General features: G+C 67.6%; 10 protein-coding genes and 1 pseudogene. All 11 read left to right on the top strand.

The window, feature by feature from the left end; translation table 11 throughout:
- A pseudogene (locus tag R6Y94_RS38060) lies at positions 1-312 on the top strand (ABC transporter ATP-binding protein); the annotation flags it as partial.
- 17 nt (positions 313-329) lie between these two features.
- Complete coding sequence (locus R6Y94_RS38055; protein ID WP_318401492.1) at positions 330-1,700, top strand: hypothetical protein; 1,371 nt, start codon at positions 330-332, stop codon at positions 1,698-1,700.
- A 641-nt stretch (positions 1,701-2,341) separates the two neighbouring features.
- On the top strand, positions 2,342-2,686 hold the full coding sequence (locus R6Y94_RS38050; RefSeq protein ID WP_318401490.1) for a hypothetical protein: 345 nt from the start codon (positions 2,342-2,344) through the stop codon (positions 2,684-2,686).
- 159 nt (positions 2,687-2,845) lie between these two features.
- Positions 2,846-3,784, top strand: coding sequence for an ABC transporter ATP-binding protein (locus R6Y94_RS38045; protein ID WP_318401488.1), 939 nt, complete (start codon positions 2,846-2,848; stop codon positions 3,782-3,784).
- Positions 3,781-5,436, top strand: coding sequence for an ABC transporter permease (locus R6Y94_RS38040; protein ID WP_318401486.1), 1,656 nt, complete (start codon positions 3,781-3,783; stop codon positions 5,434-5,436). The genes R6Y94_RS38045 and R6Y94_RS38040 overlap by 4 nt, the downstream gene beginning before the upstream one ends.
- Positions 5,437-6,985: 1,549 nt before the next feature.
- Positions 6,986-8,014 carry an NAD-dependent epimerase/dehydratase family protein gene (locus R6Y94_RS38035; RefSeq protein WP_318401484.1) on the top strand — a complete coding sequence of 343 codons (1,029 nt, stop codon included), beginning with the start codon at positions 6,986-6,988 and terminating at the stop codon, positions 8,012-8,014.
- A gap of 13 nt (positions 8,015-8,027) precedes the next feature.
- Positions 8,028-9,005, top strand: a complete 978-nt coding sequence (locus R6Y94_RS38030; RefSeq protein ID WP_318401482.1) for a UbiA prenyltransferase family protein — start codon at positions 8,028-8,030, stop codon at positions 9,003-9,005.
- 73 nt (positions 9,006-9,078) lie between these two features.
- Positions 9,079-10,062: a lysylphosphatidylglycerol synthase domain-containing protein gene (locus tag R6Y94_RS38025; protein WP_318401480.1), complete on the top strand. Its 984-nt coding sequence runs from the start codon at positions 9,079-9,081 to the stop codon at positions 10,060-10,062.
- Positions 10,063-10,068: 6 nt separating this feature from the next.
- Entirely contained in the window at positions 10,069-10,767 is a 699-nt protein-coding gene (locus R6Y94_RS38020; RefSeq protein ID WP_318401504.1) for a sulfotransferase family protein, read from the top strand.
- Positions 10,764-11,828: an endonuclease/exonuclease/phosphatase family protein gene (locus R6Y94_RS38015; RefSeq protein ID WP_318401478.1), complete on the top strand. Its 1,065-nt coding sequence runs from the start codon at positions 10,764-10,766 to the stop codon at positions 11,826-11,828. Before R6Y94_RS38020 ends, R6Y94_RS38015 begins: the two co-directional genes overlap by 4 nt.
- Positions 11,825-13,048 (top strand): glycosyltransferase family 4 protein, encoded by a 1,224-nt coding sequence (locus R6Y94_RS38010; RefSeq protein WP_318401476.1) that lies wholly within the window; start codon positions 11,825-11,827, stop codon positions 13,046-13,048. The genes R6Y94_RS38015 and R6Y94_RS38010 overlap by 4 nt, the downstream gene beginning before the upstream one ends.
- The last annotated feature ends 77 nt before the right edge of the window (positions 13,049-13,125 follow it).

Here is a 13,125-nt window from a genome sequence, read left to right as displayed (position 1 = left end):
GCCGCCGGCCGCACGGTATTCCTCACCACGCACGACATGGCCACCGCCGACGAGCTGTGTGACCGGGTCGCGTTCATCCACCACGGTCGGCTGGCCGCGATCGACACACCCCGCGCGCTGCGGATGGCTCATGGCGCGGTCACCGTCGCGGTCGAATACGTCACCGACGGTACTCTGCACGGTCGGGAGTATGCCGGCACCGCCGACCCGGCACTACGCCAGATTCTGGCCACCGGCACCGTACGGACCATCCACACCCGGGAAGCGTCCCTCGCGGACGTCTTCGTCGCCGTCACCGGCGGCACGCTGTGACCGTCAGCGGTGTGCTCATGCGCACCGGGTGGCTGGTGCAGGCACGGCACCACGTTCCCGCCCTCGTGGCCGGCCTCGTCGTGCCGTGGACCGTCCTGGCTGCCGTGCTGCCGGCCACCGTGCCGTACCTGCTGTTCATCGAGGTCGCCACCGTCGGCACGTTCGTCGCCGGCGCCCTCACCGTCGCCGACCGGGCCACCGGGATCACTGCTGCCCTTGCTGTCAGCCCCGTTCGACCAGCCAGTCTCGTCGCGGCCCGGATCGTGCCACTGTGGATGCTGACGGTGCTGGCGGCCGTGCCGGTTCTGCTGGCCGCCCGCGTAGCGGGCATCCTGGTGTCGCTCGTCGTGATCGCGTTGACCGCCCTGCTGTTGCTCGCCGCTGGCGTGGGAATGGCCGCGCGCCGCCGTACCGTCATGGGTTTCCTGACCGTCGCGCCGTGGCCGCTCGCCCCGCTCCTCGCCGTGCCGCTCGCCGTCGCCGCCGGGCTGTTCACCGGGCCGGCGTGGTACGCGGTCCCCACCACCGGCACGCTGGCTCTGCTGCGCGGCGTCGCCAGCTACCCGGCGTGGCAGTTGCTCGGCTACCTCGCTGTGTGGACCGCCGCCGCCATCGCCTACGCGGTCCACGCCATCGCCGGACCCGACCCACACCGAACACGACCCACCCGCCGCCGCCCCGTCGCCCGAGGCCGGCCCTCCTACCCGCGCGCCGATCTGGCCAACATCACCCGCGAGGCGATCATCGCGCCGATCGCCGCCAGCCCGCTGCTCCTCGGCCTCGTCCTGCGCTACGCGCTGCCACCCCTGGCCGGCTGGGCCGAACGCGTCCACGGCCTCGACCTCAGCGGCTACCTGCCGGTCATCACACTGCTCGCCGTCGTCGTACACGTTCCCGTCATCGCCGGCATGATCGGCGCGCTGATAATCCTCGACGACCGCGACGACGGGGCGCTGCACGCCATCCGGGTTTCGCCGCTGGGCGTGGGCCGCTACCTCGGCTACCGGCTCACCCTCGTCACCGGCCTCGCCGCGGCCGGCCTGGCCGTCGCCGCGCCGCTGTCCGGGCAGGTCCCCGCGTCCGCATGGGGCGCCTGCCTGCTCGCCATCCCGCTCGCCCCGACCTTCACCCTCGCCGCGCTGGCCGTGGCCGGTAACCGCGTCGACGGCGTCACCACCGTCAAAGCGCTCGGGGTGCCCAGCCACGCCCCGCTCGCCGCCTGGTGGCTGCCCGGAGCGGCCGGGTGGACGTTCGCGCCGCTGCCCACGTACTGGATCCTGCGAGCCTGGGACGGGCCGCACCCGGCCGTCATCGCCAGCGGCACCATCTGCACCGGCCTGTGGATCCTCCTGCTCGCGCCTCGCGCGCTGCGCCGCCTCGCGCGATAGCCTCCGGCGGCCATCCGGGGTGGCTTCCGGGGCGAGGGCGCCGCACACGGCTTCGATCAGGTCGCGGGACAGGGACCGGCCGAGGCGGCTCGGCTAGGAACTGCCCTGAGGTCATGCGTCACGGACCGCGCCCCACGGGATCCCCCGATGGTTCAGGTAGGCGCGAGTCAGGGCCTAACCCCATGTCGCACTGGCGATGGAGGCCGGTACGTCACTGCGTTCACGGCACGGGTCGCCCGTGAAAGGTCGCGGCCGAATATCGCGCGTGCATTCCGGCACTGCTACCCGTACGCTGACAGCTAGGTGCGCCGGGAAGTCTGGTCGGCAACGTCAGATACGTGTTTCCCCGACCCGTGAGGCCACCTGATGATCTCGGCAAGACGACAAGCGGCGGCTCCAGGTCCGTGGGGAGCGCACGCCCCGGACCCCGACGCGGCCGCCGTACCGGCGGGCACTCCTGCGAATCGGCGCCAGGGGGCACCGTGCACCACCGCCACCCGCTAGAGGAGCCACCTGTCCGCACTCCCGACGACCTGGTTGGCCGCGAGCTACGCGACAGCGGCAATCGGCCAGTAGGGAAGCCGATCGCTGCCCACCACCGACTTGAGCCGGGTGGCCGGGCACGATCCTGCGGTCGCGGGTTGCCCGACTTCACGCCGGTACCGAAGTCGCCGATCGGGTTTTCCATCATCGGCGACGACCGCCCCGAGCAACGCGAACGGTTACCCGAGCTGCGGGACTTCTTCGACTTCCCCCGAGCCGAGTACGGCGAGGAGCACGTGCGTCGGTGGGAGGAGTACCACGTCGAGGTCGTGCCGCGCGTGCGCCAGGCAACCATGGGTGACCGCCCGGCGGCCGTCCGCTCCTGCTGGTCCAGCCTGCTCGGCGGCTGGGCGCAGCGGGTTGCGGTGCGACGTACGCCGATTGGCCGCATGCGTTGCTCGCACGCCGCGGCGCGTAAGGCCGACTCCGACCCGCCGCGCTGACCAGCGCCTTTCTCTCCTCACTTACTCGGTGCCCTTCTCTGGGCGCCGCGCTGGACGACACCCCCGTGGACACGGCCACATGTACCGACCGTCGCCTCGGGTCGCCCGGCCATCGACCCCTGCACTCATGTTCGTCCCTCACACAACGAGGAGCACCAGATGAACACGCGGACTGACGCCGCGATCACGATTTCCGGCCTGACCAAGTCTTTCGGCCGGACCAAAGCCCTGGACGGGCTCGACCTCAGCGTGAACACCGGTGAGGTGCACGGCTTCCTGGGCCCGAACGGCGCGGGCAAGACCACCACCATCCGGGTGCTACTTGGCCTGCTACACGCTGACGCCGGCCGCGCCACCGTGCTCGGTGGCGACCCGTGGCGCGACGCCGTCGGCCTGCACCGGCGGTTGGCGTACGTGCCCGGCGACGTGAACCTGTGGCCAAACCTCACCGGCGGGGAGGCCATCGACCTGCTCGCCCGACTACGCGGGGGCCTGGACAGACAACGTCGCGCGGAGTTGCTCGAACGGTTCGACCTCGACCCGAGCAAGAAGGGACGCACCTACTCCAAGGGCAACCGGCAGAAGGTGGCGCTGATCGCTGCGCTGGCCTCCGATGTGGAACTGCTGCTGCTCGACGAGCCGACCGCCGGGCTCGACCCGTTGATGGAAGTCGTCTTCCAGGACTTCATCGGGCAGGCGAAGCTCGCCGGCAAGACCGTGCTGCTGTCCAGCCACATCCTGGCCCAGGTGGAGAAGCTGTGCGACCGGGTCAGCATCGTCCGGCTCGGCAAGGTGGTCCAGTCCGGCACCCTGGCCGAGCTGCGGCACCTGACCCGTACCACCGTCGAGGCCGACACCGCCCGGCCGGTAACCGGCCTGGCCGACCTACCCGGCGTGCACGACCTGGAAACCGGGGACCACCGGGTCCGGTTCGCCGTCGACGGCGAGCACCTCGACGGCGCCGTCCGCGCGCTGACCGAGTTCGGCATCCGCAGCCTGACCAGCCAGCCACCCACCCTCGAGGAGCTCATGCTCCGCCACTACGGCGACGAACTACACGGCAACGGCACCGCAGTCCGGGCAGAGGTGGCGCGATGAGCACCGCCACCGCCACCAGGGCACCCGCGCCGACCGGCCGCGCCGGCACCGGGAACGTACTGACCGGAACCGCCACCCTGGTCCGGTTCAACCTGCGCCGGGACCGCGTGCGCATTCCGGCCTGGCTCGCGGGCATCACGCTGGTCCAGGTCAGCGCGCCGTCGACCTACGAAGGGCTCTACCCGAGCCAGGCCGACCGGCTGAACCAAGCATCGGTCATCGGTGACAACCCGGCGATGAAGGCCATGACCGGCCCTGGCCACGGCTTGGACAACTACAGCTACGGCGCCATGATGAGCAACGAGTATCTCGGCTTCATGGTGATCTTCGTGGCGTTGATGAGCGTGCTGATGGTCATCCGGCATACCCGCGCCGAGGAGGAGACGGGCCGCGCCGAACTCATCCGCGCCAACGTGGTGGGGCGGTACGCCCCGATGACCGCCGCGTTGGTCACCGTGGCCGGCGCCAACCTGGTGCTCGGCACGCTGATCGCCCTCGGGATGGGCAGCAGCGGCGTGGAAAGCGTCGACTGGTCCGGCTCGGTCGTGTTCGGTGCGGCGTTCACGGCGGTCGGCCTGGTCTTCGCCGGCATCGCCGCGGTCACCGCGCAGCTCACGCAGTACGCCCGGGCGGCCTCCGGCATGGCCGGCGCACTGATCGGCGTCGCCTACGCCCTGCGCGCCATCGGCGACGTCGGTGACAGTGCGCTGTCCTGGCTCTCACCGATCGGCTGGGCCCAAGCCTCCGCCCCGTACGTCGAGGACAACTGGTGGCCGATCGGGCTCGCGCTCGCGGCCACGGCGGCGCTGGTCATCGCCGCGTTCACGCTGAGCGGCCGGCGGGACGTCGGCGCCGGCCTCCGCGCCGAACGCACCGGGGCGACGACCGCCTCGAAGGCGTTGGGCACACCGGCGGGATTCGCGTGGCGGCTGCAACGCGCAAGTGTCGTCTGGTGGACCATCGCGATGCTCGTGGCCGGCCTCGCCTACGGCTCGGCCGTCGACGTCATGGAGGACTACGCCGACAACCAGGTCATCCAGGACATGATGGAGAACATCGGCGGCGCCACGATCACCGAGTCGTGGCTGTCGATGATCATCGCGCTGCTCGCCATCGTCTGCACCATCTTCGCGGTGATCGCCGGGCTGCGACCGCGGCGCGAGGAGACCTCGGGGCGGGCCGAGTTGGTGCTGGCCACTGGCCTGTCCCGCATCCGCTGGGTCGCCACCCACGTTGCCATCGGCACGGTCGGCGGGCTGGCCCTGCTGACGGCCGCCGGCATGGGCCTCGGCCTCGGCGCCGCGACCGCCATGAACGACGACGTCTTCTTCTGGCGGGTCCTCGGCGCGACGCTGGCGTACGCGCCCGCCCTGTGGGTCACCGCCGGCCTCGCGATAACCGTGTTCGGCGTCGTACCCCGCGCGATCGGCCTCGCCTGGGCGCTGCTCGGGTACGCCATCTTCATCGTCTACTTCGGCGCACTGCTCCAGGTACCGGACTGGATGCAGGACCTGTCTCCCTACACTCACATCCCCCGCATGCCAGCCGAGGAGTTCACCGCTTCGCCGCTGGTGATCCTCACGGTCATCGCCGCCGCACTGGTCGCGACAGGCCTGCTCGGATTCCGCCGACGCGACCTCCAAGCGACCTGACCCGCCACACAACGGAGAAGGGCACCCCGGCATGATGCGCTCTCGCGCTTGGGGTGCCCTTCCCTACCCAGGGCTCACGAGATGCTCCAGATGTAGGGATCGGCACCGTTGTTGACGCGGCTGATCGGTGGCTCGCCTGCAGGTTCTGCTGATCAGCAGGACTGACCTGGCGATGAGCAACGCCGCCACCGCAGTGATCACGGCTGCGATCGCCGCGATCGTGTGGGCAACACTGAACCTTTTCAACCTCCCCTTGCGGTCCGTCGTGGCCGGAGGTGGAAGTCGGGGCGGACGCGCCGCGCGGTTCAGGTTGAAAAAATTCACTGGTGACGAGTGGGCTCAATCCTCTCCTTTTCGCGATCGATTCGGTCGCCAACCAGGGTCGGACCATCGGCCTACATGCTGCCTCAGGCGCCGGCAGAGCACCCGCAACGCCGGCTTTACCGGCCCACCTGGCGGGTCGGCACTACCAGCACTCCCTCGACCCAGCGCGACGGATGCACCGGGCACAGTGGGGGCCACGCGTCGCTCGACTCACCCACGAATCCGATCATCCGCCCGTCGCCTGGCCGGGCGGTCCCCGCCGGTTCGGAGGGCTTGCCTGCCGCGGGACTACGCGATCCTGCTGATGCTGGCCCGGCTGGCGGTGTGCGGTGGCGAGGTGGCCCGGCTGGAGTTGGCCGACATCGACTGACGGGCAGGCGAGCTGACGGTGCGTGGCAAAGGCGGCCAAGTCGGGAGGGTCTTTTTCCGGTTAGAGACAGAGTCAGACGACCTCTTTCCCGGGTGAAGCCAGATTGAAACAGCCGTGTGGTGTGCTCCAATGTGCTCGATTCATCGGAGTTGGTGCATGTGACTATCGCGCACCAAAGATCTTAGATATAGGGAGACGGTTTGATGAGATTCGACCAAAACCGATCATTCCCGCGAAGATCAGACAACGGTCTGACGCGGCGCAGCTTGCTTGCGACCGCTCCTCTTGTCGCCGTTGTGGCGTCGGCGGCACGGAACGTCAGGGGGGCAGGCGTCGACACTGGGAAAATCGAATGCCTGGCCGTTCTGGGGGTCACCTAATGGCCGTGATCCCGTGGCTGGCCGACGTTTTGCGTGGAGCGGGAATCTCGGTCGTCGAAGAGGGGAACTGGCGAGTACGAGGTGCGAGCGGGCCGTTTAACCCCATCGGTGTCCTATGGCATCACACTGCGGCATGCACAAATCCGGCGCCGGCCTTGAATGCCGTCATCGTGGGCAGCCGATGCACAGTACAGGGCATCCGTCACCGCGACCGCGGCCGTCCTGCGAGAACTCGGCCGAGACGGAAGCTACGTCCGTGGACACAAGGAAACCAGTGTCACGGGGAGAACCGATCCCTCGTTCATCGATCTTAATGTGGCGCGAGCTGATGTAGCCGCCGAAATACGTGGCTATCTCAAGAGCATTTGCCTGGCCCACCAGAGACGTCCGGTGGCTTCTCGCGAACCGTTCAGGTCATGGGATTGCGCCGCCGCGAGCAAAACAACTCAATTCGGCATAAGAAGGGGGCGATTCGGTGGGCGATCGGATCGTGGTGACAGGCGGATCCGGAATGCTGGGGGGCAATCTGGTTCGCCGGTTGGCGCGTACGGGATATGCGGTTCACAGCGTCGACCTACGCGCGCCCGTGGAGCCGACGGACGGCGTGGAGCACACGACCGGAGACATTGGCGATAAGGTGTTCCTGACCGACCTGTTCACCGGTGCCGCCGCCATCGTGCACTGTGCGAGCGGATTGCCGAGCTATTCGAAGGGACGACTCCGGGAAATCAGCGTCGATGGCACCCGCAATGTATTCGAGACCGCCCGGGCCGCCGATGTGCCTCGTGTCATCCATGTCTCCTCGGCCGCGGTCTACGGCCTACCGTTAGAGGTGCCGACTTCGGAGACCCATCCGCGTCGGCCGGTGGACGCCTACAGCCGGGCCAAGGCGGAAGCGGAGGAGATCGCGGAGGAATTTCGCGACACTGGAATGTGCGTGTCGATTGTTCGCCCGAAGACCTTTCTCGGCCCCGGCCGCATGGGCCTGTTCGCGATGCTTTTCGAATGGGCCGCGGACGGCCGCAATTTTCCCGTTCTCGGGCGCGGCGACATTCTGAGTCAGATGCTCGCCGTGGAGGACCTCGTCGAGTTCATCATGCTGCTGCTGTCGGCACCCGACGAGGCCGCCAGCGATACGTACAATCTAGGTGCCGCCGAGTTCGGAACGCTGCGCGCCGCATTTCAGTCGGTACTCGATGCCGCGGGGCACGGTAAGCGTGTTGTATCGCTGCCGGTATGGCCTGCCCTGCCGCTTCTGCGGCTGCTGGAGCGTAGCCACCTCTCGCCGGTCTATCGCCGGCTGGCACACAAACTGCTGATTGACTCGTACGTGTCCATCGACAAGGCACGCGAACGACTCGGATTCTCGCCACGGTTCTCCAATGAGGACGCGATTCTGCGCTCTTATGGCTGGTGGTGTCAACAGCGCCCGGCGGGTGTAGGCCGAACCAGCCGGGACGCCTGGCGCCAGGGGGCCCTGTCGTTGGCGAGAGTCTTCTTCTAAGGCAGGGGGCCGCGTGGACAGCGTCAATGTTGTGTGGGAACAACCCACCAAGCGGGAACAACCCACCGAGCGGGAACGGGCCGGTGTACGGCGGCAGGTCATGGACCTCTTCCAGCTGGCCCGGCCGGCGCACTGGATCAAGAACGTGCTGGTGGTGCCGATTGCGCTGGTGGACCTGGAGGTGTGGTCGTGGTCCGCTCTCGAGCGCGTGGCCTGGTCCATCGTGGCGTTCACCCTCGCCGCCGCCGTGGTCTACCTCGTCAACGACTTGGTCGACCGGCGCCTCGACCGACTGCACTCGGGAAAGAGTCGGCGTCCGATCGCGGCTGGCCGGCTCTCCGTCACCGCGCTCGTCCTGTACGGCGCAGTGCTGACCGGCGGTCTGGGTCTGCTGTTCGCGTTCGCGCCGCACGGCAGTTCCTGGCCGATACTCGGATATCTGGGTCTGAACCTCGCCTACACCGCCGGCCTCAAACACGTGCCGTTGATCGAAATGGGCGCGATTTCCGGTGGGTTCGTGTTGCGGGTCGTTCAGGGATACCTGGCCACCGACGTCGCGGCATCCAGTTGGATGCTCATTGCTGTCTTCTCCGGATCGCTCCTGCTGATCCTCGGAAAACGCCGGTACGAACTGGTGGAGGTCGGAGTTGAGCACCGCCCCTCGCTCCGTGGCTATTCGCTGGAATTCCTGAACCATCTGCTGCTGCTCGCCAGCGTGCTCTGTCTCGCCGCCACGTTGACGTACCTGGCGACCGAGGCGCCGATCGCACCGTACAGACAGGAGGTGCTGCTGATCTCCTTGCCTTTCGTGCTGTACACGCTCTTCCGGTACCTCCAAGTGGTTCTGGTGCAGAAGGAAGGTGGTGACCCAGTCCGGTTGCTCCTGCGGGACCGTGCCCTCATCGTGTCCATCGGGAGCTGGGTCTGCGCGATCGGCGCACTCGTACTCGTAACCAAGGTCAACTCCATCCATGCGATCCGTCTACCGTGAGGAGCCGAAGCAGCCGCCCCGATGGAGGATTACTCGGTGGCGATCGGTGGCGGCCGGGGGAGCTGGTGCGGTAGTGACGAATTCGTGGAACGGCCGTCGGTGTCTACTCAAGGTTCTCCGAACCACCGTCTATCCGATCATCGTCGTATTTCTGTTATGGCAGATCTGGCGCGTACGAAATGGGCTCGGTGACAGCCTGAGTTCTGTGGGCTGGAGCGCCGTCGGTCTCGCGGTCGGATTCACCGTGGTGGGAACCGCTCCGGGATTCTTCGGGTGGAGGCTGCTGGTAGCCGGCACCGGTGTACGACTCACGATTTCCGATGCGGCCTGGGTGTTCTTCCTGTCTGGAGTGACGGTTTATCTTCCCGGCGGGATCTGGCCCCCGATCGTGCAGGCCGCGCTCGCGAGGAGGGTCGGAGCGCCAGCGTCCCGGCTCATGGCGGCTGGTCTGATCACGCTCGTCATGACCATGCTCAGCGGGGGCATCGTCGGCTTGGTGGCGGTTCCGCACCTGGCGGCAGGCAACCCAATGTGGTGGCTGTCCGTGCCGCTCGTGCTCTCCGCCGCCGGTGCGGTCATCCTGGTGCCAGGCCTGCTCACCAGGCTGCTCGGCCTCGGACAACGCATCTTGCGACGTGGCGAACACGAGATCGTGCTGCCCACCGGTAGGACCACTATGGGGGTGGTCGCACTCAACGTCCTCGGGTGGTGCTGCAACGGCACGCACGCGGTGATCCTCGCGGTCGCCCTCGGCGCACCTCCCGCATCCGCGATGACACTTGGCATAGGCGGTTTCGTCCTCAGCGCGATCGCCGGAGCACTGTCGCAGGCGCCTGCCGGCCTCGGCGTGCGTGAGGTCGTGCTCGGCCTCACGCTCGGCGTCCTGGTCAGTGGCCCGGACCTCATCGTACTGCTGCTGCTGAGCCGGTTCGTCACCACTTTGGGGCATGTGATCGCGACCCTGGGAGTGCTGGGAGTGCTGGCCGGGACTCGCTTCGTGACAGCCAGACGAGGGGCGGTTCAAACGTCACCTGTCCAATCGCTTACTAGGGAGTAGGCAGTGATGCACGTCATGGGTACCGGGTACGGCCGGACGGGGACTACATCCCTCACCGCCGCGTTGGTAAAACTCGGCTTCGGGCCGTGTCTTGAGGCCGGGGAGGTATTCAGGAATCCCCGGCTGATCCGGCCATTGCTCGGAGCCGTTGAAGGCAAGCCGACGAACTGGGAGGAGATATTCGCTTGTTATAAATCAACGGTGTGCGAGCCGGTCACGCCCTGCTGGCGGCGACTTGTCGAGTATTACCCGGAGGTGAAAGTCGTCCACACGGTACGCGACCCGGAGCAATGGATAAGCAGTATCCAAAGGACACTGCTCAAGCGGCGACGGCACATAAACACGTGGTACGGCAGGGTCGCCATACGGGTGTCGTCGACGCTCGGTACGGACCTTGCCCCGCTGATTGAGCTGTTTCAGCGTACGCTCGAAGGCCAGGCGCTGAAATTGGTGGCCGAAGGGAAACCAGAACGCGCCATCGAGCAATTTCGGGCGCACACGGACCAGGTCATCGAGACCGTCCCCGCTGATCGCCTGCTTATTTATGATATCCGTGATGAATGGGGACCACTGTGCGAGTTTCTCGGTGTCTCGGTGCCGGCGGAGCCGTTTCCCCTGAAGAGCACCACAGTGGAGATCGCCAGTGGCCGTGGCCGTGGCTTCGGAAGAGAGGCACTGATGCGGTTCCTGGCCCGGACACGGTGACCGGCCTCTGGAGCAGGGGAACCCGGCTCCTCGTCGCGGCCACGGTGGCATGGACCACGTTCCTCCTCTTACATGTTCTGCTCGTCGGCCGCTGGTGGCCGTGGTTCATCTTCGAGGCCACCCCACCGATTGCCGTGGTGACGGTGCCACTGTTCTTTCTCGCGCTTGTGCCGTTCGCGCGGCAGATGCGCTGCCGGTTTTCGGTGGTCCAGGTTCTTGTGCTGCTTTCCGGGATTCAGTTGGCAGGCTATGGCCCGGCGGGCGCGGACACCGCTACCGGCGGCCCCGGAGGTAGGACGGTCAAGGTCTTCGCCTGGAACACGGACTACTGGGAGATGGTGAACGACGAGGACGCCTTCTACGCCTTCCTGCGCCAGCAGGACGCCGATATCTATCTCTTGCAGGAATACGTGTATCGGCGGGGGGAGCCGGTCCGTATCGACGAGGCGGCGCGGCTCCGCACGGAGTTCCCCGACTACCAGATGTCGGTCGAGGGCGAGTTGCTCACGCTGTCCCGATTGCCCATCGTCGCGGCGTACCACCATCCAGTTTCCGGTACGGGCATGGAATGGTTCAGAAATGGGACCAAGGCGCAACGTACCGACATCCGACTCGGGAAGCGCGTGGTCTCCTTCTACAACGTGCACCTCCCGGTGCCCTTCCGGATCAACGGCAACCCCTTGAGCGGCGGTTTCTATCGGGCGCTCGAGGAGCAGGGCGTCTGGCGGCTCCGCGAGCTACGCAAGCTGCGCGCCGATCTGGCTGGAAACCCCCACGCGGCCGTGTTGGCCGGTGATTTCAACTCGCCCTGGATGGAGTTGTCCCCGCCCGGAGCCGATATCCGGGTGCATGTCCCCACGGGGTCTCTCGCGCCGCCTGGCACGTGGCCCGCCTCCGGCTATCCACTGCCTCGGCTGTGGCGGCTCGACTGGCTGTTCACGACCGGAGACCTGACCGCGCTCGACTATCGGCTCGGCAGCGGCGGTGAGGCCTTCTCCGACCATGCGGCCCAGGTGTTCCTGGTGGTCGTTCCGGATGATCAGAAAGGCAGGGTGACTTGAGGATCGTCATCGTCTCCACCGGCGCGCCGCCCGATCCATTTGGCGGGATCGGTACCTACATAGAAGGGCTGCTCGGTGCCCTGGCCTCCCAGGACGCCGAGGTCCATCTGGTAGGTGCCTCCCGGCACCACCGCCTGAAGCGCGTGTTCCGGTACCACGAGGCGACCATCCGCCGGGTGTTGGTCACGCCGCCATGGGCACGAACCTCACTGCCGCGGTCCCGAATCGGGATGATGGCCGCGGTCGCCCGGCTGAACATCGTCGGGGCTTGGTACGCCCGCCGGCTGCACGCCCGGGAGAAGGTCGACCTGGTCGCGGTGCACGACTGGATGTGTGCGCCAGCCGGTCTGATCTGTGCCGTCCTGTTTCGGATGCCCGTCTGCTATCACGTGCACTCAGCCGAGATCTTTCTCCGGGATCGGGGCCGGGGCCTGGTCGCCGCGCTCGGACGGACCCTGAACCGGGCGCTGAGTCGTCGAGCTCGGTTGATCATGGTTCCGTCGACGCACACCGTAGCTGGCATCCCCCACCTGGCCGGCCGTGACGACATCGCCGTGGTTTCACACGGCCCCGGAAAGGCATGGCGGATGGAATGCCCGGACGACATCGAACGCGGCGCCGTACGGGACAAGGTCCGGGCGCTGTACGGGATCCCGGACGAACGACGGGTGATCATGTTCGCCGGCCGGTACGGGGCACACAAGGGGGTGAACGAGCTGATCGAGGCGGTCCGTCGGATGCTCGCCGATGGCGCCGACGTCACCTTGATCCTGGCCGGCACCGGCTGGCCCGACGACACCTCCATCGACCAGCGGCTGCGCGAGCGGGTCGGGGAGGCAGGGCTGGCCGGGCGCGTGCACGTACTCGGGCGGTACCTGGACACCGTCGAGCTCCGTGCCCACGTGGTGGCGGCCGACGCGTGCGTCTTCCCGTCGACGTACGAGCCGTTCGGGTTCGCCGCCGTGGAGGCAATGGCGCTGCGGGCCCGCGCGGTGGTCGGCCCCGGGTTCGACCCGGACGTGGTCGGTAGCGCCGAGGGGGCGTGCGTGCGGACCGAGACACTTGATCCAGACGAACTGGCGGCCGCGCTGCTCCGGGTGCTGAGCGACGACGACCCGGGGCTGGGTGACCGCGCCCGCCGGTACATCCTCGGCCGCCATTCCTGGGATGCGGCGGCCGCCCGCACGCTGCAGGCGTACGCGGAGGTGGTCCGGCGGTGAGCCCTGAAGAATTCCGCGAACCACATCTTGGGCTCGGGGCCACGTGGCTGAGAGGGGGACGGGCCGGTAGGGCGCAG

This window comes from Plantactinospora sp. KLBMP9567, from assembly GCF_033446045.1.
Taxonomy (GTDB): Bacteria; Actinomycetota; Actinomycetes; order Mycobacteriales; family Micromonosporaceae; genus Plantactinospora.
Note: the sequence above shows the minus strand (reverse complement) of the source record. Positions and strands in the feature narration are given on the sequence as shown.

Excerpts from the sequence above, each read along its gene's own strand:
- R6Y94_RS38055 (WP_318401492.1), top strand. The coding sequence starts at position 330 with ATGCGCACCGGGTGGCTGGTGCAGGCACGGCACCACGTTCCCGCCCTC.
- R6Y94_RS38045 (WP_318401488.1), top strand. The coding sequence starts at position 2,846 with ATGAACACGCGGACTGACGCCGCGATCACGATTTCCGGCCTGACCAAG.
- R6Y94_RS38040 (WP_318401486.1), top strand. The coding sequence starts at position 3,781 with ATGAGCACCGCCACCGCCACCAGGGCACCCGCGCCGACCGGCCGCGCC.
- R6Y94_RS38020 (WP_318401504.1), top strand. The coding sequence starts at position 10,069 with ATGCACGTCATGGGTACCGGGTACGGCCGGACGGGGACTACATCCCTC.